At 46.2% G+C, this 24,156-nt stretch carries 15 protein-coding genes, 11 tRNA genes, 4 rRNA genes and 1 pseudogene; 14 read left to right on the top strand and 17 right to left on the bottom strand.

Features of this window, described 5'->3' with window-relative positions:
* Positions 1 to 84: 84 nt before the first annotated feature.
* The 5 genes from NYE49_RS01100 to NYE49_RS01080 all read right to left on the bottom strand — a co-directional run bounded on the left by NYE49_RS01100 (position 85) and on the right by NYE49_RS01080 (position 498).
* Positions 85 to 156, bottom strand: a tRNA-Gln gene (locus NYE49_RS01100).
* A 4-nt stretch (positions 157 to 160) separates the two neighbouring features.
* Positions 161 to 245: transfer RNA gene (locus NYE49_RS01095), tRNA-Tyr, on the bottom strand.
* Positions 246 to 267: 22 nt separating this feature from the next.
* Positions 268 to 340: transfer RNA gene (locus tag NYE49_RS01090), tRNA-Thr, on the bottom strand.
* A 4-nt stretch (positions 341 to 344) separates the two neighbouring features.
* Positions 345 to 420: transfer RNA gene (locus tag NYE49_RS01085), tRNA-Val, on the bottom strand.
* A gap of 3 nt (positions 421 to 423) precedes the next feature.
* Positions 424 to 498 (bottom strand) — tRNA-Glu (locus tag NYE49_RS01080).
* A gap of 179 nt (positions 499 to 677) precedes the next feature.
* Here NYE49_RS01080 and NYE49_RS01075 point away from each other — a divergent pair.
* From NYE49_RS01075 to NYE49_RS01015, 13 genes are all read left to right on the top strand, one after another.
* Positions 678 to 1,133, top strand: coding sequence for a DUF523 domain-containing protein (locus NYE49_RS01075; protein ID WP_047181996.1), 456 nt, complete (start codon positions 678 to 680; stop codon positions 1,131 to 1,133).
* 12 nt (positions 1,134 to 1,145) lie between these two features.
* On the top strand, positions 1,146 to 1,628 hold the full coding sequence (locus tag NYE49_RS01070; protein WP_174616577.1) for a GNAT family protein: 483 nt from the start codon (positions 1,146 to 1,148) through the stop codon (positions 1,626 to 1,628).
* Positions 1,629 to 1,737: 109 nt separating this feature from the next.
* Complete coding sequence (murQ, locus tag NYE49_RS01065) at positions 1,738 to 2,652, top strand: N-acetylmuramic acid 6-phosphate etherase (RefSeq protein ID WP_047181994.1); 915 nt, start codon at positions 1,738 to 1,740, stop codon at positions 2,650 to 2,652.
* A 16-nt stretch (positions 2,653 to 2,668) separates the two neighbouring features.
* Complete coding sequence (locus NYE49_RS01060; protein ID WP_047181993.1) at positions 2,669 to 3,520, top strand: MurR/RpiR family transcriptional regulator; 852 nt, start codon at positions 2,669 to 2,671, stop codon at positions 3,518 to 3,520.
* A gap of 25 nt (positions 3,521 to 3,545) precedes the next feature.
* Positions 3,546 to 4,916, top strand: a complete 1,371-nt coding sequence (locus NYE49_RS01055; RefSeq protein ID WP_047181992.1) for a PTS transporter subunit EIIC — start codon at positions 3,546 to 3,548, stop codon at positions 4,914 to 4,916.
* A gap of 56 nt (positions 4,917 to 4,972) precedes the next feature.
* Entirely contained in the window at positions 4,973 to 6,298 is a 1,326-nt protein-coding gene (gene amiE, locus NYE49_RS01050) for an N-acetylmuramoyl-L-alanine amidase (RefSeq protein ID WP_047181991.1), read from the top strand.
* Between the two features lie 27 nt (positions 6,299 to 6,325).
* Entirely contained in the window at positions 6,326 to 8,254 is a 1,929-nt protein-coding gene (gene nagZ, locus NYE49_RS01045) for a beta-N-acetylhexosaminidase (protein ID WP_047181990.1), read from the top strand.
* Positions 8,255 to 8,267: 13 nt separating this feature from the next.
* On the top strand, positions 8,268 to 9,512 hold the full coding sequence (locus NYE49_RS01040) for an exo-beta-N-acetylmuramidase NamZ domain-containing protein (RefSeq protein ID WP_047181989.1): 1,245 nt from the start codon (positions 8,268 to 8,270) through the stop codon (positions 9,510 to 9,512).
* A 189-nt stretch (positions 9,513 to 9,701) separates the two neighbouring features.
* Positions 9,702 to 11,291 (top strand): bacillibactin transport transcriptional regulator Btr, encoded by a 1,590-nt coding sequence (gene btr, locus NYE49_RS01035; protein WP_047181988.1) that lies wholly within the window; start codon positions 9,702 to 9,704, stop codon positions 11,289 to 11,291.
* A 90-nt stretch (positions 11,292 to 11,381) separates the two neighbouring features.
* Positions 11,382 to 12,335, top strand: a complete 954-nt coding sequence (gene feuA / locus NYE49_RS01030; RefSeq protein ID WP_014478641.1) for an iron ABC transporter substrate-binding protein FeuA — start codon at positions 11,382 to 11,384, stop codon at positions 12,333 to 12,335.
* Positions 12,336 to 12,353: 18 nt separating this feature from the next.
* Positions 12,354 to 13,358 (top strand): iron ABC transporter permease, encoded by a 1,005-nt coding sequence (locus NYE49_RS01025; protein WP_014478640.1) that lies wholly within the window; start codon positions 12,354 to 12,356, stop codon positions 13,356 to 13,358.
* Positions 13,351 to 14,361: an iron ABC transporter permease FeuC gene (gene feuC, locus NYE49_RS01020; RefSeq protein WP_003234980.1), complete on the top strand. Its 1,011-nt coding sequence runs from the start codon at positions 13,351 to 13,353 to the stop codon at positions 14,359 to 14,361. Before NYE49_RS01025 ends, feuC begins: the two co-directional genes overlap by 8 nt.
* Positions 14,358 to 15,110 (top strand): alpha/beta hydrolase, encoded by a 753-nt coding sequence (locus NYE49_RS01015; protein WP_047181987.1) that lies wholly within the window; start codon positions 14,358 to 14,360, stop codon positions 15,108 to 15,110. Before feuC ends, NYE49_RS01015 begins: the two co-directional genes overlap by 4 nt.
* A 9-nt stretch (positions 15,111 to 15,119) precedes the next feature.
* Here the strand turns inward: NYE49_RS01015 and NYE49_RS01010 are convergent, their stop codons facing one another.
* A complete protein-coding gene (locus NYE49_RS01010; RefSeq protein WP_080030707.1) occupies positions 15,120 to 16,040 on the bottom strand; it encodes a bile acid:sodium symporter family protein in 921 nt (306 codons plus the stop codon).
* 145 nt (positions 16,041 to 16,185) lie between these two features.
* Positions 16,186 to 17,622: a SulP family inorganic anion transporter gene (locus NYE49_RS01005; RefSeq protein WP_174616578.1), complete on the bottom strand. Its 1,437-nt coding sequence runs from the start codon at positions 17,620 to 17,622 to the stop codon at positions 16,186 to 16,188.
* 307 nt (positions 17,623 to 17,929) lie between these two features.
* On the opposite strand from NYE49_RS01005, the pseudogene NYE49_RS01000 reads away from it, so the two are divergent.
* Positions 17,930 to 18,352: pseudogene (locus NYE49_RS01000) on the top strand (MFS transporter); the annotation flags it as partial.
* Positions 18,353 to 18,389: 37 nt separating this feature from the next.
* On the opposite strand, the gene rrf (NYE49_RS00995) reads toward NYE49_RS01000, so the two are convergent.
* From rrf (NYE49_RS00995) to rrf (NYE49_RS00950), 10 genes are all read right to left on the bottom strand, one after another.
* Positions 18,390 to 18,505, bottom strand: a 5S ribosomal RNA gene (rrf, locus tag NYE49_RS00995).
* 54 nt (positions 18,506 to 18,559) lie between these two features.
* Positions 18,560 to 21,487, bottom strand: a 23S ribosomal RNA gene (locus NYE49_RS00990).
* Positions 21,488 to 21,657: 170 nt separating this feature from the next.
* Positions 21,658 to 23,207: ribosomal RNA gene (locus NYE49_RS00985) — 16S ribosomal RNA — on the bottom strand.
* Between the two features lie 173 nt (positions 23,208 to 23,380).
* A tRNA-Ala gene (locus NYE49_RS00980) sits at positions 23,381 to 23,456 on the bottom strand.
* An 8-nt stretch (positions 23,457 to 23,464) separates the two neighbouring features.
* Positions 23,465 to 23,541, bottom strand: a tRNA-Pro gene (locus NYE49_RS00975).
* A gap of 25 nt (positions 23,542 to 23,566) precedes the next feature.
* Positions 23,567 to 23,643, bottom strand: a tRNA-Arg gene (locus NYE49_RS00970).
* Positions 23,644 to 23,674: 31 nt separating this feature from the next.
* A tRNA-Gly gene (locus NYE49_RS00965) sits at positions 23,675 to 23,749 on the bottom strand.
* Between the two features lie 60 nt (positions 23,750 to 23,809).
* Positions 23,810 to 23,882: transfer RNA gene (locus NYE49_RS00960), tRNA-Thr, on the bottom strand.
* Between the two features lie 2 nt (positions 23,883 to 23,884).
* Positions 23,885 to 23,959 (bottom strand) — tRNA-Asn (locus tag NYE49_RS00955).
* 43 nt (positions 23,960 to 24,002) lie between these two features.
* A 5S ribosomal RNA gene (gene rrf, locus NYE49_RS00950) occupies positions 24,003 to 24,118 on the bottom strand.
* The 16S, 23S and 5S rRNA genes sit together here with 6 tRNA genes alongside, the layout of an rRNA operon.
* Positions 24,119 to 24,156: the final 38 nt, after the last annotated feature.

Here is a 24,156-nt window from a genome sequence, read left to right as displayed (position 1 = left end):
ATTATTATACAGACTGAACAGTTAGAAGTTGGAATGATTTTTCCGAAAAGAAAAAAGACACCTTTTGATCAAAGGTGTCTGTGACTGGGCTAGCTGGATTCGAACCAACGCATGACGGAGTCAAAGTCCGTTGCCTTACCGCTTGGCTATAGCCCAATAATGGTGGAGGGGGGCAGATTCGAACTGCCGAACCCTGAGGGAGCGGATTTACAGTCCGCCGCGTTTAGCCACTTCGCTACCCCTCCACATAAAATTTTGAAAAAACAGTGCCGGCAAGAGGACTTGAACCCCCAACCTACTGATTACAAGTCAGTTGCTCTACCAATTGAGCTACACCGGCAAGATGGTGGAGGATGACGGGCTCGAACCGCCGACCCTCTGCTTGTAAGGCAGATGCTCTCCCAGCTGAGCTAATCCTCCAAATGGTGACCCGTACGGGATTCGAACCCGTGTTACCGCCGTGAAAGGGCGGTGTCTTAACCGCTTGACCAACGGGCCGTTGTGTTCTCGTCGAGCTGACAAAAGTTATTATATACAGGTCACCCCCTGTTTGTAAAGAGGAAAATTAAATTTTTTATTTTCAAACTTTTTAACTCCTTTTTTAACTGAAAAAGCCTCCCAACTAAAGCCATTTATTTTATGATAGAGACAAGCAAAGCAAGAGAGGAGAAACCAATATGATTCTAGTCAGTTCTTGCCTTGGAGGCATTGAATGCAGATATAACGGCTCTCACGCAGCGTCGGAGAAAATCAGAAAACTCGTCGATGAAAAGAAAGCAGTCATGGCTTGCCCTGAACTTCTCGGCGGCTTCTCTACCCCACGCGAACCCGCAGAAATCATAGGAGGCACCGGCGAGGATGTCCTCAATGGAACAGCGAAAATCGTGACAGCTTCAGGAGAAGACGTCACAGAACTATATATGGAAGGCGCCGCGAAAACATTGGCTTACGCAAAAGAAATCAACGCTTCTGCCGTCATATTAAAAGAAAACAGTCCATCTTGCGGAAGCGGGTTTATCTATAACGGCACATTCTCTGGCAAAAAAATCACCGGCAACGGAGTAACCGCCGCATTGTTAAAACAAGCGGGCTACCAGGTCATTTCGGAAAACAAGCTTGACGACATCTTGTAAGGAGGCCACCCCATGACTCAAGACATTTCTTTATCCTTCTATAAGCCTGAACACTTGCCCGAGCTTCAAGCATTCACGCTCACCAACGATGACAAACGCTTTACCTCCCTCCCGAAAGAGGTGCTGTCTCAGGCTCTGGGCATACAGGACCGATACCCGGTTGTCATCTTAAAAGACGACCTTCCAGTCGGTTTTTTCATTTTACATGCATCAAAAGAAACGCTTGCTTCCTATTCTAACAATCCATTTGCTTTACTGCTCAGCTCCCTGTCTTTAAACGCTGTGCACCACGGAAAAGGCTATGCGAAAAAAGCCATGATTTTGCTTCCCGCTTTTGTGAGCGGATATTTTCCATGGTGCGACGAAATCATCTTGGCCGTCAATCATCTGAACATACGCGCAAAACACCTTTATATGAAAAGCGGGTTCCTTGATAAAGGACGGCGAAGAATCGGGCCGCTTGGAGAACAGTTGATCCTTCATCATTTCTTATAGTCTTGGGTGAAATAAAATTTCAAAAATTAAAAAACATAGTTGAAATATCATAACAGAAATGAATATACTGAATATTGAGATATATCATTTTAAAACAGGGGGCATCCTCATGTCAGAACCATTAAACATTCACCGTCTTACAACGGAATCACGCAATAGCCAAACAGTTGAAATCCACAAAGCAAACACTCTCGGCATCCTCAAAATGATCAACAACGAAGATATGAAAGTCGCTGCAGCCGTTCAGGAGGTTCTCCCCGACATCAAAACAGCTGTAGACTGCGCATATGAATCGTTTCAAAATGGAGGCCGGCTCATATATACAGGCGCCGGTACAAGCGGCAGACTCGGCGTCATGGATGCTGTTGAATGTCCTCCCACCTACAGCGTAAGCCCAGATCAGGTCATCGGAATCATGGCTGGAGGCCCCAAAGCCTTTTTACAGGCAGCAGAGGGCATTGAAGACAGTGAAGAAGCAGGAGCTGAAGATTTAAGAAACATACAGCTCACTTCAAATGACACCGTCATTGCCATCGCAGCAAGCGGCCGCACACCCTACGCCGCAGGCGCCCTAAGATACGCCCGCAAAGTCGGAGCACACACCATCGCCCTTACTTGCAATGAAAATTCCGCCATCAGCAAGGATGCGGATCACAGCATTGAGGTTGTCGTCGGACCTGAGGCCATTACAGGATCAACACGTATGAAAGCCGCAACCGCTCATAAAATGATTCTAAACATGATATCTACCGCTGTAATGGTCAAAATCGGCAAGGTTTACGAAAACTTGATGGTAGACGTCAACGTCAGCAACAAAAAACTAAAAGAACGCGCCATCAGTATCATCCAAAGCCTTACAAATGCTTCATACGACACAGCCAGGCACACCCTGGAACAAGCCGATCATCACGTCAAAACAGCAATCGTCATGCTCAAAACAAGCACAGATCAGAAACAAGCAAAGACATTACTCGATGAAGCAAACGGTTTCATTGACAAAGCAATCGAACATTACCATCCATGATAAGGAGAGAACTAGAATGGCCACAGGCGGTTTAGCGATCATCCAATCAATGAGGCATAAGCTCCCTCCATCCGAGCGCAAACTTGCAGATTATATCCTAGCCCATCCCCACAAAGCAATCGAAAGCACGGTCAACGAAATTAGCGCCTTAGCCAATTCAAGTGACGCTGCCGTCATCAGGCTCTGCAAATCACTCGGTTTAAAAGGATTTCAAGATTTAAAAATGAGAGTAGCGGGCGATCTGGCAAAGCCTACGTTTCAGGGCTACCGGGATATTGTTCCCCACGAGCCGCTGCCCTCCATTTCCGAAAAAACGGCCGGCAATGCCATTCAAGCCATTCAGGATACTTCAGACCTGATGGACTACAAAGAGCTTGAACGAGCGGTTTCTCTGCTTCTCAAAGCTCATACCGTGCATTTTATCGGCCTCGGGGCTTCCGGCATTGTCGCCAAGGACGCCCAGCAAAAGTGGCTTCGCATTCATAAACAAGCAACCGCGTTTACAGACACTCATCTTGTGGCATCTTTAATCGCAAATGCAGATAAAGACGACATCGTATTTGCCATTTCGTTTTCAGGAGAGACACAGGAAATCATTGAACTGTTCGCCATGGCCAAGGAAAAAGGCATCACAACGATCAGCCTCACACAATTCAGTCAGACATCCGTCTCCGCACTGGCTGATGTCCCTTTGTATACAGCTCATTCCAATGAAGCCTTGATTCGAAGTGCAGCCACTTCCTCCCGCCTCGCCCAGCTTTTTATAATTGATGTTTTGTTTTTAGGCATGGCGGCTGAGCAGTATGAAACGACAACCGGTTATATCGATAAAACGAGAGCAGCCATACAATCTATGAGAATAAAATAAGGCATCTTGAAGGGGAGGGGTTTTAATGAGCAAAGAAAATAACTACCATCATCTCGCACAGAAAATCCTTGAGCTATGCGGAGGAAAATCCAATATTTCTTCATATACGCATTGCATGACACGCCTGCGCATTACGCCTTACGATGAAAGCAAAGCGGATGCTCAGGCTTTGAGAAAGCTTGACGGCGTATTGGGGGTCGTTGAAGCTGAAACCTTACAAATTATCCTCGGCACAGGAGTCGTCAATCATGTTACAGCTGTTTTCTCGAAGCTCGTGTCAGCAGCAGAAGAAGGTGCCGATGTCAAAGAAGCAGCGGCCAAAAAGAAAGCCGATATCAATCGAAAAAACGCCACTCCTTTTAAACTTTTCTTACGTAAAATTGCCAGCATTTTTATCCCTCTTATTCCCGCTCTAGTCGCTTCCGGTTTAATTACTGGGATTACCAAAGCAATTATTCAAGCAGGCTGGCTCTCTGCAGACTCACAAATTGCGGTTATCCTGACAGTCATCGGATCAGGGCTGTTCACTTATCTCGGCATTCTCGTTGGTATTAACGCTTCGAAAGAATTTGGCGGGACACCCGCACTTGGGGCTTTGGCCGGGATCTTGATTATCAATCCGGAAATCGCAAAAATCAGTTTATTTGGAGAAGAGCTTCTCCCGGGCAGGGGAGGTCTGATCGGCGTCCTTTTCGCAGCCATATTCATTGCTTACACCGAACAATTTATTCGCCGTTTTATTCCTCAATCACTCGATATCATTGTCACACCCACCGTTTCACTGTTAATCACCGGAATCGTAACGTATGTCGTATTTATGCCTTTAGGCGGATTCATTTCTGATGCCATTACATCCGGCCTTCTGTCCATCCTGGACATCGGCGGCATCGCTGCGGGCTTTATTCTGGGCGCAACCTTCCTCCCTCTCGTCGTAACCGGACTGCATCAAGGCTTGACGCCTGTGCACATGGAACTGATCAATTCAATTGGCAATGATCCTCTGCTCCCTATTTTGGCTATGGGAGGTGCAGGACAGGTAGGCGCGGCCTTTGCCGTTTTCGTGAAGACGAAAAAAACAACACTGAGGAAAGCAATCGCCGGCGGGCTTCCATCGGGACTGCTCGGCATTGGTGAACCGCTTATTTTCGGAGTCACGCTGCCGCTTGGCCGTCCGTTTTTAACAGCATGTTTAGGAGCTGGAATCGGCGGCGCCTTTCAAGCTTATTTTCAAGTAGCCACCATTGCGATTGGTGTCTCCGGACTGCCGCTTTCTTTTCTAGTCCTGCCTTCGCAAATCATCCTGTATATCGTTGGGCTCTTTATTTCCTACGCGGCCGGCTTTTTATTGACCTATGCATTCGGATATAAAGATGAAATGGCTTCACAGTTCGATTAAATTGTTTCTGTATTAGGGATAGTAAACGGGATAGAAGCACAGAAAGGGGCTAGCCTGTGAAAACAAAGACACGGTTCATATTCAGTGCCATTTTAACCCTGTCGATATTTGCGCCAAATGAAACCTTCGCACAAACAGCAGACAACTTGGTTGAGCTGAAAACCATAAATGCAGAAACTGCACAATTCTCGACGAAGAAGCTAAGGAAGGTAGATCAGATGATAGAACGGGATATTGCAGCAGGATTCCCAGGCGCCGTTCTTGTGGTGGTGAAGGATGGACGCATCATAAAAAAAGCAGCATACGGCTACAGTAAAAAGTACGAAGGATCAGAACTGCTGCGCCGTCCGGCCAAAATGAAAACCCGCACGATGTTTGACTTAGCCTCAAATACAAAAATGTACGCAACAAATTTTGCATTGCAGCGCTTAGTCAGCCAAGGAAAACTTGACGTCTATGAAAAAGTTTCTGCATATTTGCCGGGTTTCAAGGATCAGCCGGGTGACCTCATAAAAGGAAAAGACAAGATACGTGTCATCGATGTCCTCCAGCACCAATCAGGGCTCCCATCAAGCTTTTACTTTTACACGCCGGAAAAAGCCGGCAAGTACTATTCCCAAGAACGGGACAAAACGATTGAATATTTGACGAAAATTCCACTCGATTATCAAACTGGGACAAAGCACGTATACAGTGACATTGGATATATGCTACTCGGATGTATTGTCGAAAAACTCACCGGCAAACCGCTTGATGTCTACACGGAGCAAGAGCTCTACAAACCGCTCAGGCTGAAGCATACCTTGTACAATCCGCTGCAAAAGGGCTTTAAACCGAAACAGTTCGCAGCTACTGAACGCATGGGCAATACACGTGACGGCGTTATTCAATTCCCTAACATCCGCACAAACTCGCTGCAAGGAGAAGTGCATGACGAAAAAGCGTTTTACTCAATGGATGGCGTGTCTGGGCATGCCGGATTGTTCTCAAATGCAGATGATATGGCCATACTGCTGCAAGTCATGTTAAACAAAGGTTCATACCGAAATATTTCTTTATTTGATCAGAAAACAGCCGACCTGTTTACAGCACCTTCAGCAACAGATCCAACATTCGCTCTTGGCTGGAGGCGGAACGGAAGTAAAAGCATGGAATGGATGTTTGGCCCTCATGCCAGTGAAAATGCTTACGGGCATACCGGCTGGACAGGGACAGTTACAATTATTGATCCAGCATACAATTTAGGCATCGCATTGTTAACAAATAAAAAGCATACACCAGTTATTGATCCGGAAGAAAATCCAAACGTCTTTGAGGGTGATCAATTTGCAACAGGCAGTTATGGAAGTGTCATAACCGCGATTTATGAAGCGATGGAATGAATGATTAGACGATAGGAGGAAGTTTCTATGAGACCTGTCTTTCCGCTTATCCTTTCAGCCGTTCTCTTTATTTCATGCTTTTTCGGGGCCAGACAGACAGAAGCCTCTGCATCCAAACGTGCAATCGATGCCAATCAGATTGTCAATCGTATGTCGTTAGACGAAAAACTCGGCCAGATGCTGATGCCTGATTTTAGAAACTGGCAAAAGGAAGGCGAGTCCTCTCCGCAAGCCCTTACAGAAATGAATGATGAAGTCGCCAGCCTCGTCAAGAAATATCAATTCGGAGGCATCATCCTTTTTGCAGAAAATGTAAAAACAACAAAACAAACTGTCCAACTGACAGACGATTACCAAAAGGCAAGTCCAAAAATCCCGCTCATGCTGAGTATTGATCAGGAAGGCGGCATTGTAACGAGGTTAGGGGAAGGCACTAATTTCCCAGGGAATATGGCGCTGGGCGCAGCCAGAAGCAGAATCAATGCGTATCAGACCGGCAGCATCATCGGGAAAGAGCTCTCTGCCTTAGGCATCAATACAGATTTCAGCCCTGTCGTGGACATTAACAATAATCCTGATAATCCTGTAATCGGCGTACGGTCATTCAGCTCCAATCGAGAACTGACATCACGCCTCGGTTTATACACGATGAAAGGGTTGCAGCGGCAGGATATCGCGTCTGCCCTCAAACATTTCCCGGGACATGGAGACACGGACGTTGACAGCCATTATGGACTGCCGCTCGTTTCCCATGGCCAAGAACGGCTTCGTGAGGTCGAGCTTTATCCTTTTCAAAAAGCAATTGATGCCGGTGCTGATATGGTAATGACAGCCCATGTTCAATTCCCTGCCTTCGACGACACCACATACAAAAGCAAACTCGATGGATCGGACATTCTGGTTCCAGCTACACTTTCAAAAAAAGTGATGACAGGTCTTCTTCGTCAGGAAATGGGCTTTAATGGTGTGATCGTTACCGATGCGCTCAATATGAAGGCAATCGCAGATCATTTCGGACAGGAAGAGGCTGTGGTCATGGCCGTAAAAGCTGGTGTCGATATTGCATTAATGCCAGCCTCAGTTACTTCAATGAAAGAAGAACAGAAATTCGCACGTGTTATTCAAGCTTTGAAAGAAGCCGTGAAAAACGGGGATATTCCTGAACAACAAATCAACAAATCAGTTGAAAGAATCATTTCCCTGAAAATAAAACGCGGCATGTATCCAGCGCGAAACAGCGACAGTACAAAAGAAAAAATAGCCAAAGCCAAAAAAATCGTAGGAAGCAAGCAGCACCTGAAAGCAGAGAAAAAAATAGCTGAAAAAGCAGTAACTGTATTAAAAAATGAACAGCACACTTTGCCGTTCAAGCCCAAAAAAGGCAGCCGAATCTTAATTGTGGCACCTTACGAAGAACAAACTGCTTCAATCGAACAAACCATTCACGATCTCATCAAGCGAAAGAAAATCAAATCCGTATCCCTCAGCAAAATGAATTTTGCCAATCAAGTATTTAATGCCGAGCATGCAAAACAAGTAAAAAAGGCTGATTATATCATAACCGGCTCCTATGTCGTCAAAAATGACCCTGTCGTCAACGACGGTGTCATCGACGACACAATATCAGATTCAAGCAAATGGGCCACCGTGTTTCCGAGAGCTGTCATGAAAGCCGCACTGCAGCACAACAAACCATTTGTCTTAATGAGCCTGCGCAACCCCTATGATGCCGCCAATTTCGAAGAAGCAAAGGCACTGATTGCAGTCTATGGCTTTAAAGGATACGCAAATGGCCGTTATCTTCAACCTAATATTCCAGCCGGAGTGATGGCGATATTCGGCCAGGCAAAACCTAAAGGCACACTTCCAGTTGACATCCCATCAGTCACGAACCCGGGGGACACCCTTTATCCATATGGCTACGGATTAAATATCAAAACGGGAAAACCGCTTTAATAAGGAGGGACACATGAGAAAAACAATATTCGCTTTTCTGACAGGGCTCATGATGTTCGGAACGATAACCGCTGCCTCTTCTTCACCCGATCCAAAGAATCAAACGGCTAAAAAGCCTAAAGTCCAAACTGGTATAGACACGCTCTTGCCAGACTATAAAAAACAGCTCAAGGGAAAACGTATCGGACTGATCACCAATCCAACCGGAGTAAACGCATCTCTGAAAAGCAGTGTCGATATTCTTTACGAGAACCCGGATATCAAACTGACAGCTTTATTCGGCCCTGAACACGGCGTCCGCGGTGACGCCCAGGCTGGAGACGAAGTAGGCTCTTACATTGACGAAAAAACCGGGGTTCCCGTATACAGCCTCTACGGAAAAACGAAAAAACCGACTCCAGAAATGCTAAAAAATGTCGATATTCTAATGTTTGACATTCAGGATGTCGGGACCCGTTTCTACACGTACATTTATACAATGGCATACGCAATGGAAGCCGCTAAAGAAAACGGCATTCCATTTATGGTGCTGGACCGTCCGAATCCTCAAGGCGGGAATCATATTGAAGGGCCAATCTTAGAACCTGAATACGCCTCATTTGTCGGATTGTATCCCATTCCATTGAAGCATGGGATGACGATAGGCGAATTGGCTTTACTGTTCAACAAAGAATTTGATATTGATGCCGATCTTACAGTGGTAAAAATGAAACACTGGAAACGAAAAATGGATTTTGACGATACCCGATTGCCTTTCGTCCTCCCTTCGCCTAACATGCCGACGGTGGAAAGCACATTTGTTTATCCTGCAACCGGGCTGATTGAAGGAACAAATATATCCGAAGGGCGAGGGACAACAAAGCCATTCGAATTGATCGGAGCTCCCTTTATCAAAAGCACAGAACTTGAAGAAACATTAAACAGCCTCCATTTGCCGGGCGTTACATTTAGGGCAGCATCCTTCACACCCACGTTTTCTAAACATCAAGGAACGCTTTGCCACGGTGTGCAGCTCTATGTGACAGACAGAGATAAGTTTGAAGCCGTTAAAACAGGTCTTTCAGTCATTAAAACCATACACGATCTCTATCCTGAGGATTTTGAGTTCCTGTCAACAGGTTCATTTGATAAACTGGCAGGCAACGGCTGGATCAGGACAAAAATTGAAAATGGAACTTCGATTGAAAACATCATAGACAGCTATGAAAAAACACTCCAACAATTCAGCAAAACAAGAAAAAAATATCTCATTTATTAAAACGTAAGCATCGTATGTTACACGTGTAACATATTCTTATCGAACGAAAGACCCTTACTTTTACACACGAGTAAGGGTTTTTTCATGCTAAAAACCCACTCGCTTTATATAGGAAAACTTTCATTTATTTGGTACAATTTTTATTGAAAATGATTATCAATTGAACGTTTCTGAAAAGGTGGTCTACTCGTGCAAAATGCAGTGATTTATCAACCGGTACAAATTGAATATCTAAAAAAGACAAGTGATCTCTTCTCAGAACAGCAATTAGCCGATTCATTCGTGCTGATTTTTCATTTAAAAGGAAACGGCTATATTTCGATCGGAACAAACACCAATCCTCTGCAAAATAAGACACTTTATGTTTGTCCGCCTAACGAGACCTTTGGCTTCACGCCAACAGCCGATGGACATATAGATGCCTGTCTGATCAGGCTTCAAAGCTATATCAAGGAAACCGGACAAGATATTTTCACACCGTGCACAGAATCGGAATTAGCCAACCTGAAGCTTATGAATGTTTCACATATCGAAAATATTGCAGTCCGGCTTCAAGAGCTTGCCGCACTATGGAATGAATCGTCTCAGCTTTCTCAGCTAAAATGTGTGATTGAAGTACAAAGCCTGATTTATGACCTCTTTACTGCAAGTTTATCTGATCAAACGGATACACATTCAGCAATCGAAAAAACAAAACACTATATCGAAACCCATGCCGATACAAAAATTACGCTTGCCCAGCTGTCGCAAATGGCAGGAATCAGTGCCAAACACTACAGCGAAAGCTTTAAAAAATGGACAGGACAGAGCGTAACAGAATTTATTACGAAAACACGAATCACAAAGGCAAAACGGCTCATGGCAAAATCAAACTGCAAATTGAAAGAAATCGCACACCAAACCGGTTATCAAGATGAATTTTATTTCAGCAGAATCTTTAAAAAACATACAGGCTGTTCACCTACAAGCTATATGAAAAAACGCCGAAAGAAAATCGCCGCATACGGAAGGGGCACAATGGGCCATCTCATCCCTCTTCACCACATACCTTTTGCGGCCGCTCTGCATCCGAAATGGACGTCTTACTACTATCAGCATTATTCGACAGATATACCTGTCCAGCTCAGTGCATACCGGTTTAATGAAAAGTGGGAAGAAAACCTGTACACGTTATCACAGGCAGAACCAGATGTGATTGTCAGCATGGATTCTATTTCTCCAGAAGAACAAGATCGCCTGAATCGCATCGCAGAAGTCATGTACCTTCCTTCAGAAGAAAGCTGGAGAACCCACTTTCTGCAAACTGCCTCATTTTTAAAGGAGGAGTCCGAAGCAGAAAAGTGGCTAGCGGATTATGACCAGCAGACAACAGCCGCCAAAAAAACACTTCAGCATGTTCAAGGGCTGCGTTTTCTCTTTTTGAGGCTGCATAAGCAAAATTTCTATCTGGCACATAACCGAAGTGTCCGCGAAGTTTTCTTTGGGGATTTAGGATTCAGCTCGGCAACAACGGCTGACACACCTTCAGAACAAGCGATTTCGTTAGAAAATATCGCAAATTACCAAGCTGACTGTATGATGCTTTTTCTTTTTAAAGAGCCGGAGACCATAGCTTACTACCAGCAATTACAGCAGACAGAAGCATGGCAAAACCTAAGCGCGGTACGGAATAACCGTGTTTATCTTCTATCCCTTGACCCGTGGAATGAATACTCAGCTTGCGGGCACGAACGCATCGTTCAGCAAACTGTTTCTTTATTATCCGGAGATTGTCCATGATAAATCAGGAATTTGTCCATGGTGTTATATCTGTTCATTCTCTATAATTCCAATTGATAATAGTTATCAATTGAACAGGAGGCTCTATAGATGAAAAAGATATCTCTTACCTTATTAATCTTGCTTCTCGCTCTGACGGCGGCAGCTTGCGGCAGCAAAAATGAATCAACTGCCAGCAAGGCAAGCGGCACAGCATCTGAGAAGAAGAAAATTGAATACCTTGATAAAACATATGAAGTAACTGTACCGACAGACAAAATCGCCATTACGGGAAGCGTTGAATCAATGGAAGACGCGAAATTGCTTGACGTTCATCCGCAAGGCGCAATTTCATTCTCCGGCAAATTCCCTGATATGTTCAAAGACATCACTGATAAAGCCAAACCAACCGGAGAAAAAATGGAGCCAAATATTGAAAAGATTCTTGAAATGAAGCCGGATGTTATCCTTGCTTCAACAAAGTTTCCGGAAAAAACGCTTCAAAAAATCAGCACAGCAGGCACGACGATCCCAGTTTCTCATATCTCTTCAAACTGGAAGGAAAACATGATGCTGCTTGCCCAGCTGACTGGAAAAGAGAAAAAAGCAAAGAAAATTATTGCAGACTATGAACAGGATCTAAAAGAAACAAAAACAAAAATCAACGATAAAGCGAAAGATTCAAAAGCGCTTGTCATCAGAATCAGACAAGGCAACATTTATATTTACCCTGAACAGGTGTATTTCAACTCCACACTATACGGTGATTTAGGCCTTAAGGCGCCGAACGAAGTAAAAGCTGCAAAAGCGCAAGAGCTGATTTCATTAGAAAAATTAAGTGAAATGAACCCGGACCATATTTTCGTTCAATTTTCTGATGATGAAAATGCAGACAAACCTGATGCCTTAAAAGATTTAGAGAAAAATCCAATCTGGAAAAGCCTTAAAGCAGTCAAAGAAGACCATGTGTATGTCAACTCAGTGGACCCTCTCGCACAAGGCGGCACAGCTTGGAGCAAAGTCCGTTTCCTGAAAGCGGCTGCTGAAAAATTGACACAAAACTAATTCAGAGTAGGTTTTTGTATGTATTCAAAACAGTGGACACGTATCATATTGATTACTTCTCCATTCGCTATAGCGCTGTCACTTTTGCTTTCAATCCTTTATGGGGCAAAGCATCTTAGCACAGATATTGTTTTTACATCTCTTATTCATTTCGATCCGGGAAACACAGACCATCAAATTATATGGCACTCCCGGATTCCAAGGGCTGCCGGCGCTCTGCTCATAGGGGCAGCCCTTGCTGTTTCTGGAGCGCTTATGCAGGGCATTACGCGCAATTATTTAGCTTCGCCATCCATTATGGGTGTTTCAGATGGTTCAGCGTTTATCATTACGCTTTGCATGGTTCTGCTCCCGCAATCATCTTCAATTGAAATGATGATATACTCTTTTATCGGCTCAGCGTTAGGAGCTGTGTTAGTATTCGGCCTTGCCGCCATGATGCCAAACGGATTTACCCCCGTGCAACTCGCCATCATCGGCACAGTCACAAGCATGCTGCTCAGCAGCTTATCAGCGGCCATGTCGATTTATTTTCAAATTTCTCAAGATCTCAGTTTCTGGTACAGTGCCAGACTTCATCAAATGAGTCCGGATTTCCTGAAGCTTGCCGCTCCGTTTTTCCTGATTGGCATCATAATGGCCATTTCTCTCAGCAAAAAGGTAACCGCTGTATCATTAGGGGACGACATTTCTAAAAGCCTGGGGCAAAAGAAAAAAACCATTAAAATCATGGCGATGCTTTCCGTCATCATTTTAACCGGCAGTGCCGTAGCGCTGGCCGGAAAAATTGCGTTTGTCGGGTTGGTTGTACCGCATATCACGAGATTTCTCGTCGGCTCTGATTACAGCAGGCTGATTCCGTGTTCCTGTCTTTTGGGCGGAATCTTTTTAACCCTGTGTGATCTCGCAAGCAGATTTATCAACTATCCATTTGAAACACCGATTGAGGTCGTAACATCCATTATCGGCGTACCTTTCTTCCTTTATTTAATTAAACGAAAAGGAGGGGAGCAAAATGGCTAAAAAATATGCATTGTTCATCGCTTTGATTCTTGTTGTCAGCTATTTCAGCTTAACGAGCGGATCATTTTCTGTTCGTCCTGCTGAGCTGCTCTCCACTCTTTTTCAAATCGATCCGAATCCGCAGTATGAAATTTTGCTGTTCGATTTAAGACTGCCGCGGGTTGTCATGGCTGCTATTATTGGACTCGGTCTTGGCATTGCAGGCGCTGTTATCCAGGCCATCACGAGAAACGGGCTTGCTGATCCTGGAATTCTCGGAATCAACGCAGGGGCGGGAGCCGGCATTGTAGCGTTTATGCTCTTATTCCAAGGCCAGAAGGAAGTGACATCCATAGCTGCAGCGATGGGAATGCCGCTCTTTGGATTGATAGGCGGGCTCATCGCGGCGATCCTGATTTACATATTTGCATGGCACAGAGGCAATTTAGATTCAGGAAGAATTATTCTGGTAGGGATTGCGATCAATTCAGGATTCAGCGCCCTGTCTTTGTTTTTATCTTTAAAAATGGACCCGCAAGACTATCAAATGGCCATGGTGTGGAAAAACGGAAGCATCTGGTCTGCCAACTGGACGTATATCACAGCCGTACTCCCATGGATGCTGCTGTTTATACCGATTCTTATCGGCAAATCCCGCCTGCTCGACACCATTCGTTTTGATGAAGACACAGTCAGAAGCCTCGGCATTTCATCAAATAAAGAAAAAACCATCTTGCTCGTAGCCTGTGTAGCAATCATCAGCGCCTGTGTCTCCGTAGCGGGAAGCATGGCGTTTGTCGGCTTAATTGCTCCCCATATCTCACGGAGACTGGCTGGCGTCGAACATCGCTATATCCTGCCACTGAGCGGTTTAATCGGGATGCTTCTTGTGATAAGCGCAGACTTTGCCGGAAAACTGTTTTTTCAGCCCGCAGAAGTGCCCGCAGGCATCATTTTGGCGATCCTCGGAGTTCCTTATTTCTTATATCTGCTTTTCAAGCAAAAAAAGGGGGAGAATGCTTGAAAGGATCTCTTTCAGAACACAAAGCCGGCAACAGGAGGTTCACGCTGTACCTCCCTCCTTCCTACAGCACAAACAGCAGGAGATTTCCTGCTGTTTATGTGCAAGATGGCAGTTCTTTGTTCCAAAACCAAATCGAATTATTAGAAAGCGCATTTCAACAGCGAAGGCTGCCTGAACTCGTGCTGATCGGTATCGAACCCGAAAACCGGCTAAATGAATACACACCTTGGCCGGCTGCATCACTCAGTGATCGGTTCACGGACTTCGGCGGAATGGGATATCACTATCTGTCTGATATAACGAACCAGTTCATTCCGCTAATCGAAGAAAACTGGAACGTCACCAGGGAACCGCAGTCAAGAGGAATGATCGGTGCCTCATTAGGCGGCCTCATCTCAATGTTCGCCATATTAAAATATCCGTCAATGTTCGGGAAAATAGGCTCTATATCAGGTTCATACTGGTACGAGAACGCAGCGGAAACCATTCATATATCTTCTTTAAAGCCCGGCACTGCACGTGTTTTCATGTCTATCGGGAGTGAAGAAGGCCGTGAAAAACAATCCATTCAGCGACATATGCTGAAAAAAACAAAGCAAGTTCATCAAAGTCTAAAAGAAAAAGGCTTCACTGAAGACCAGTTGTGTCTTTCAATTGAAAAAGGAGCGGTGCACCACCGCAAGTATTTCTGCAAACAGTTCGTCAACGCGCTCGAATGGCTATACGGAAAAAACCGCTCAACCCTATGAGCGGTTTTTTTATGCTTTCTGCAACATTGGTTTTAATTCAAAACGATTCAGCATATAGCCAAACAAAGCAGCCAATATCTGCTGAAACAGCATGCCGATCACAACAGGAACGGCAACCTGAGACGGGAAGAACGTAACGGCAAGAACTGCGCCGGCACTAATATTCCTCATGCCTCCCGTAAATATAAGAGAGACTATTTCCTCTTGCCGCCTTTTCATCATTTTTCCGATCAGCCAAGCAGCGGCATAGCCTGTTAACGCGATAAAGAATACCGTTACAGCTATTCCTGCAAATCTCAAATCAATGGATTTGAAATAAGGAGCAATCGCTGAACTGTTAATCGCAATCACTGCCATCAAGCAAAGCTTTGAAAAAGGCGACAGCGCACTGCTCACAGACGCAGTTCTTTCTGGAGATGACATCTGATTAAACAGCATGCCCAGAAAAGAAGGAATCACGACCATTATAATCAGACCTTTCATCATTCCCCACACATCCATATGAACCTGAGCGCCGGCCAGCAATGAAAGACTCAGCGGTACGATTAGCGGTGACAGCACAGTATCAACTAGAATAATCGAAAGTGTCAAACCGACATTCCCTTTGTACATCGCTGCCCAAATCAAGCTTGTAATCCCCGTAGGAATCACAACAGCCAATGTTAAACCGGTAATCGTCAAAGGATCACCTTTAAAAATAAGATGGCCGCTGCCCCAAGCAAAAAGCGGCATAAAAATATGAAGAACGAATAGTGCAAGAATCATAGGGAGAGGGTGAGACAATGCATGTCTCAAAGATTGAAAGTTCGCGCTCAAACTGCCTGCAAACGTAATAAAAGCAAAGATCCAAGGCACAGCCCATTCATACCCATGTAAAAACTGAGACAGCAGCACGCCCAACACCACACTAGTCGGCGTCAACAGCGGCATAACCCTCCCCAATACACGGTTCAGCTTCTGAAGCATCATATGCAAGTCCCCTATTTAAAATTTCTCTTCTCTCTATTATATCAATGCTGCTTAAGTGTATGTTATATAAAAAAGCCCAGATCTCATTAATCTGGGCTTCTCTATTTTATGCCATCTGTTTCATTAGAGATTTACTCGCTTTATTCAAACCTTTTAACTCAGCTTCAATGCCTTGTTCCTTAAACTTCGCAACAATCTTATCAAGTGCGGCCGCACCAGAATCGTCCCATACGTGAGCTTCAGTTAAGTCAATCACAACCCGCTCAATATCCTCTTGATATATAAACGCATTTGCAAGATCCGTCACTGACGCAAAAAAGATTTGCCCCTTCACTTGATACGTTCTAAGCTTTTGATCCTCTGCATGAGAAACGATTTTCAGCTTCGAGATTTTTGCCACAAAGAACACGGCACTTAAAAGAACACCGACAAATACACCTTTAGATAAGTCATCCGTCACAACAACCGTAACCACAGTCACAACCATGACAATCGAGTCCGTGAGCGGCGCTTTTTTGAGACCTTTTAAGGAAGACCAATCAAATGTGCCGACAGACACCATAACCATTACAGCCACTAACGCCGCCATTGGGATTTTCACCACGACATGACTTAACACCGCAATTAAAAACATCAGAAAAGCACCGGCAACAAATGCTGACAAACGTCCGCGACCGCCCGCTTTTGTATTAATGACAGATTGTCCGATCATAGCGCATCCTGCCATTCCGCCAAAGAATCCAGTCACGATATTCGCAATTCCCTGTCCGCGGCTCTCTTTATTTTTATCACTGTCCGTATCCGTCATTTCATCAATAATCTGTGCTGTCAGCAAAGATTCAAGCAACCCGACAAACGCTAAAGCAATTGAATAAGGAAAAATAATTTGCAGTGTTTCAAAGGTAAACGGAACATCAGGGATTAAGAAATGAGGCAATGAACTAGAAATATTGCCCATATCACCAACCGTCCGCACATCCACATGGAAAGTGACCGCAATAATTGTCATCACAATAATCGCCACAAGCGGAGACGGAACAGCAGTCGTAAACCTTGGCAGCACATAAATAATAACCAACGACCCGGCAAGCATCGCATACATGCTCCAAGAAGCACCTTCAAACTGGGGAAGCTGCGCAGAGAAGATAAGGATCGCCAGCGCATTCACAAACCCGATCATCACAGAACGCGGGATGAATTTCATTAATCTTGCAATTTTACTGATACCTAAAATCACCTGAATAATGCCTGTCAAAATCGTAGCCGCAAATAAATACTGAAGCCCATGATCAGCAACCAGCGACACCATAACGACTGCCATTGAGCCTGTCGCAGCTGAAATCATGCCAGGTCTGCCGCCAAAAATAGAAATAATAATGGCGATACAAAATGACGCATAAAGACCGACTATCGGATCCACACCGGCTATAATAGAAAAGCCAATCGCTTCAGGTATTAACGCTAACGCAACTAAAATGCCAGCAAGAATGTCTTTTCGGATATTCCCGAACCATTGCTGTTTTAATGTAAAACTATTATTCAAATATAACGACTCCTTTTTAGTAAAAAATAAATCCGCACCATATCTATTGTATTGGGAGCTTTTTTTATTTTACGGGAGAAAATGAAAAGAAAAACGACCGGGGAAAACGGGGAAACGTTGAGTATATTGTATTGAGGCAAGGAGTTGTCATACAAAGAGTATCATAATAAATTTTTATCAATTACGCAAGATGAATGCTGAAGAAAAAAATGGCTCAAATATAGTCTGAGACATTTTATCATATCCGGATGAAACCAAGAATCGTTTTAATGACAGTAATATCTTTTCTCCCATTTGGCAACCCGAGCCGGTTTCCGAAAAAATAACCTATCATCATTATCTCAGGCTGATAAATATGAGCGGTCTCATTTAACTCTGTTTGGCAATCAATAAAATAGCTTTTGCAGGGATTATTCTTAGTTTTTTCTTAGGACTTATTTATGGCCGGCATGTTCGCCATTATCTTAAATGTCACCAATCAATTTTATCATGGAAAAACAGAACAAACGACAGGCATGTTGCTCGCGGCCAATGGATTGGCGGCTCTATCCTGCCAATCGCAGTCGGATGGAGTCTGGATGAGTCTCCCGTACAAACTGCATTTTGATTATTTATGACTCTCATGTTGATCATGCTGGTGATTGTATTGGGATTCAAAAGTATTAGAAAACTTAAAAAGCAGAAGCTTGATAAAATAGATACTGATGAAAGCAAATCGGCACAGATATAAAACAAAAAACCCAGCTCAATGAGCTGGGTTTAAACTTGCTTGGCGGCGTCCTACTCTCACAGGGGGAAACCCCCGACTACCATCGGCGCTGAAGAGCTTAACTTCCGTGTTCGGTATGGGAACGGGTGTGACCTCTTCGCTATCGCCACCAAACAAATTGAGAGTGTTCTCTCAAAACTAGATAACAGGTGTGACATCATTCAAAATGTGGTTAAGTCCTCGATCGATTAGTATCTGTCAGCTCCATGTGTCGCCACACTTCCACCTCAGACCTATCAACCTGATCATCTTTCAGGGATCTTACTTCCTTGCGGAATGGGAAATCTCATCTTGAGGGGGGCTTCATGCTTAGATGCTTTCAGCACTTATCCCGTCCGCACATAGCTACCCAGCGATGCCCTTGGCAGAACAACTGGTACACCAGCGGTGCGTCCATCCCGGTCCTCTCGTACTAAGGACAGCTCCTCTCAAATTTCCTGCGCCCGCGACGGATAGGGACCGAACTGTCTCACGACGTTCTGAACCCAGCTCGCGTACCGCTTTAATGGGCGAACAGCCCAACCCTTGGGACCGACTACAGCCCCAGGATGCGATGAGCCGACATCGAGGTGCCAAACCTCCCCGTCGATGTGGACTCTTGGGGGAGATAAGCCTGTTATCCCCGGGGTAGCTTTTATCCGTTGAGCGATGGCCCTTCCATGCGGAACCACCGGATCACTAAGCCCGACTTTCGTCCCTGCTCGACTTGTAGGTCTCGCAGTCAAGCTCCCTTGTGCCTTTACACTCTGCGAATGATTTCCAACCATTCTGAGGGAACCTTTGGGCGCCTCCGTTACCTTTTAGGAGGCGACCGCCCCAGTCAAACTGCCCACCTGACACTGTCTCCCCGCCCGATAAGGGCGGCGGGTTAGAAGGTCAATACAGCCAGGGTAGTATCCCACCGATGCCTCCACCGAAGCTGGCGCTCCGGTTTCCAAGGCTCCTACCTATCCTGTACAAGCTGTACCAACATTCAATATCAGGCTGCAGTAAAGCTCCACGGGGTCTTTCCGTCCTGTCGCGGGTAACCTGCATCTTCACAGGTACTATAATTTCACCGAGTCTCTCGTTGAGACAGTGCCCAGATCGTTGCGCCTTTCGTGCGGGTCGGAACTTACCCGACAAGGAATTTCGCTACCTTAGGACCGTTATAGTTACGGCCGCCGTTTACTGGGGCTTCAATTCGCACCTTCGCTTACGCTAAGCGCTCCTCTTAACCTTCCAGCACCGGGCAGGCGTCAGCCCCTATACTTCGCCTTACGGCTTCGCAGAGACCTGTGTTTTTGCTAAACAGTCGCCTGGGCCTATTCACTGCGGCTCTCTCGGGCTTGCACCCTAACAGAGCACCCCTTCTCCCGAAGTTACGGGGTCATTTTGCCGAGTTCCTTAACGAGAGTTCTCTCGATCACCTTAGGATTCTCTCCTCGCCTACCTGTGTCGGTTTGCGGTACGGGCACCTCTCACCTCGCTAGAGGCTTTTCTTGGCAGTGTGGAATCAGGAACTTCGCTACTATATTTCGCTCGCCATCACAGCTCAGCCTTATGGGAAACGGATTTGCCTATTTCCCAGCCTAACTGCTTGGACGCGGATATCCAATACCGCGCTTACCCTATCCTCCTGCGTCCCCCCATTGCTCAAATGGTGAGGAGGTGGTACAGGAATATCAACCTGTTGTCCATCGCCTACGCCTTTCGGCCTCGGCTTAGGTCCCGACTAACCCTGAGCGGACGAGCCTTCCTCAGGAAACCTTAGGCATTCGGTGGAGGGGATTCTCACCCCTCTTTCGCTACTCATACCGGCATTCTCACTTCTAAGCGCTCCACCAGTCCTTCCGGTCTGGCTTCACAGCCCTTAGAACGCTCTCCTACCACTGTTCGAAGAACAGTCCGCAGCTTCGGTGATACGTTTAGCCCCGGTACATTTTCGGCGCAGAGTCACTCGACCAGTGAGCTATTACGCACTCTTTAAATGGTGGCTGCTTCTAAGCCAACATCCTGGTTGTCTAAGCAACTCCACATCCTTTTCCACTTAACGTATACTTTGGGACCTTAGCTGGCGGTCTGGGCTGTTTCCCTTTCGACTACGGATCTTATCACTCGCAGTCTGACTCCCAAGGATAAGTCATTGGCATTCGGAGTTTGACTGAATTCGGTAACCCGGTAGGGGCCCCTAGTCCAATCAGTGCTCTACCTCCAAGACTCTTACCTTGAGGCTAGCCCTAAAGCTATTTCGGAGAGAACCAGCTATCTCCAGGTTCGATTGGCATTTCACCCCTACCCACACCTCATCCCCGCACTTTTCAACGTGCGTGGGTTCGGGCCTCCATTCAGTGTTACCTGAACTTCACCCTGGACATGGGTAGATCACCTGGTTTCGGGTCTACGACCACGTACTCATGCGCCCTATTCAGACTCGCTTTCGCTGCGGCTCCGCATCTTCTGCTTAACCTTGCACGGGATCGTAACTCGCCGGTTCATTCTACAAAAGGCACGCCATCACCCGTTAACGGGCTCTGACTACTTGTAGGCACACGGTTTCAGGATCTCTTTCACTCCCCTTCCGGGGTGCTTTTCACCTTTCCCTCACGGTACTGGTTCACTATCGGTCACTAGGGAGTATTTAGCCTTGGGAGATGGTCCTCCCGGATTCCGACGGAATTTCACGTGTTCCGCCGTACTCAGGATCCACTCAGGAGAGAACGAAGTTTTGACTACAGGGCTGTTACCTCCTATGGCGGGCCTTTCCAGACCTCTTCATCTACCTCGTTCTTTTGTAACTCCGTACAGAGTGTCCTACAACCCCAAGAGGCAAGCCTCTTGGTTTGGGCTAATCCCGTTTCGCTCGCCGCTACTCAGGGAATCGCATTTGCTTTCTCTTCCTCCGGGTACTTAGATGTTTCAGTTCCCCGGGTCTGCCTTCTCATATCCTATGAATTCAGATATGGATACCACTCCATTACGAGTGGTGGGTTTCCCCATTCGGAAATCTCCGGATCAAAGCTTGCTTACAGCTCCCCGAAGCATATCGGTGTTCGTCCCGTCCTTCATCGGCTCCTAGTGCCAAGGCATCCACCGTGCGCCCTTTCTAACTTAACCGTTAAAAAGAATCACTATGTGATATCTTGTGTTACTAATTGAATGTGATGTCTACTGTTATCTAGTTTTCAAAGAACACGTTTCGAAGGAATGATCCTTCAAAACTAAACAAGACAGGGAACGTTCTGTTTATAAGACCTAAGGTCTTATATTCCGTATAATATCCTTAGAAAGGAGGTGATCCAGCCGCACCTTCCGATACGGCTACCTTGTTACGACTTCACCCCAATCATCTGTCCCACCTTCGGCGGCTGGCTCCTAAAAGGTTACCTCACCGACTTCGGGTGTTACAAACTCTCGTGGTGTGACGGGCGGTGTGTACAAGGCCCGGGAACGTATTCACCGCGGCATGCTGATCCGCGATTACTAGCGATTCCAGCTTCACGCAGTCGAGTTGCAGACTGCGATCCGAACTGAGAACAGATTTGTGGGATTGGCTTAACCTCGCGGTTTCGCTGCCCTTTGTTCTGTCCATTGTAGCACGTGTGTAGCCCAGGTCATAAGGGGCATGATGATTTGACGTCATCCCCACCTTCCTCCGGTTTGTCACCGGCAGTCACCTTAGAGTGCCCAACTGAATGCTGGCAACTAAGATCAAGGGTTGCGCTCGTTGCGGGACTTAACCCAACATCTCACGACACGAGCTGACGACAACCATGCACCACCTGTCACTCTGCCCCCGAAGGGGACGTCCTATCTCTAGGATTGTCAGAGGATGTCAAGACCTGGTAAGGTTCTTCGCGTTGCTTCGAATTAAACCACATGCTCCACCGCTTGTGCGGGCCCCCGTCAATTCCTTTGAGTTTCAGTCTTGCGACCGTACTCCCCAGGCGGAGTGCTTAATGCGTTAGCTGCAGCACTAAGGGGCGGAAACCCCCTAACACTTAGCACTCATCGTTTACGGCGTGGACTACCAGGGTATCTAATCCTGTTCGCTCCCCACGCTTTCGCTCCTCAGCGTCAGTTACAGACCAGAGAGTCGCCTTCGCCACTGGTGTTCCTCCACATCTCTACGCATTTCACCGCTACACGTGGAATTCCACTCTCCTCTTCTGCACTCAAGTTCCCCAGTTTCCAATGACCCTCCCCGGTTGAGCCGGGGGCTTTCACATCAGACTTAAGAAACCGCCTGCGAGCCCTTTACGCCCAATAATTCCGGACAACGCTTGCCACCTACGTATTACCGCGGCTGCTGGCACGTAGTTAGCCGTGGCTTTCTGGTTAGGTACCGTCAAGGTACCGCCCTATTCGAACGGTACTTGTTCTTCCCTAACAACAGAGCTTTACGATCCGAAAACCTTCATCACTCACGCGGCGTTGCTCCGTCAGACTTTCGTCCATTGCGGAAGATTCCCTACTGCTGCCTCCCGTAGGAGTCTGGGCCGTGTCTCAGTCCCAGTGTGGCCGATCACCCTCTCAGGTCGGCTACGCATCGTTGCCTTGGTGAGCCGTTACCTCACCAACTAGCTAATGCGCCGCGGGTCCATCTGTAAGTGGTAGCCGAAGCCACCTTTTATGTTTGAACCATGCGGTTCAAACAACCATCCGGTATTAGCCCCGGTTTCCCGGAGTTATCCCAGTCTTACAGGCAGGTTACCCACGTGTTACTCACCCGTCCGCCGCTAACATCAGGGAGCAAGCTCCCATCTGTCCGCTCGACTTGCATGTATTAGGCACGCCGCCAGCGTTCGTCCTGAGCCAGGATCAAACTCTCCGATAAAGTAGTTTGACTGACTACGCACATCGCTGTGCGATTTTCAAAAACTGAATTAACAGGTACGTTTTGTCTTGTTTAGTTTTCAAAGATCATTTTGTTTGTCCGCTTTGTTAAAGCAACTTTATTAGTATACAATGTCACTTCTTCAAAGTCAACAACTTTTTTTAAAGAACTTTTGGTGGAGCCTAGCGGGATCGAACCGCTGACCTCCTGCGTGCAAAGCAGGCGCTCTCCCAGCTGAGCTAAGGCCCCACAAAAAATGGTCGGGAAGACAGGATTCGAACCTGCGACCCCATGGTCCCAAACCATGTGCTCTACCAAGCTGAGCTACTTCCCGATTCCCTATCTATTATTAAAAGATATGGCGCGCCCGAGAGGAGTCGAACCCCTAACCTTTTGATCCGTAGTCAAACGCTCTATCCAATTGAGCTACGGGCGCAATTCAATTTACAATATCCCGTTGGGATAAATGGAGCGGAAGACGGGATTCGAACCCGCGACCCCCACCTTGGCAAGGTGGTGTTCTACCACTGAACTACTTCCGCATATCGCAATAAAAAAAGCTTTCTCCTTATGAGAAACCTTGGTAATAATACATTTAATAAAGCTTCCAAGCGGGCTCGAACCGCTGACCTCTTCCTTACCATGGAAGTGCTCTACCTGCTGAGCTATGGAAGCAATGGCTCCGCAGGTAGGATTCGAACCTACGACCGATCGGTTAACAGCCGATAGCTCTACCACTGAGCTACTGCGGAATAATATAAAGCTTCATAAACAAACATGGTAGAATTAATATCTGCTTGGCGGCGTCCTACTCTCACAGGGGGAAACCCCCAACTACCATCGGCGCTGAAGAGCTTAACTTCCGTGTTCGGCATGGGAACGGGTGTGACCTCTTCGCTATCGCCACCAAACAAATTGAGAGTGTTCTCTCAAAACTAGATAACAGATG

Origin of the sequence: Bacillus sp. FSL L8-0358, from assembly GCF_038593095.1 — a bacterium.
GTDB classification, from domain to species: Bacteria; Bacillota; Bacilli; order Bacillales; family Bacillaceae; genus Bacillus; species Bacillus subtilis.
This window is presented reverse-complemented; position numbering and strand designations above follow the sequence as displayed.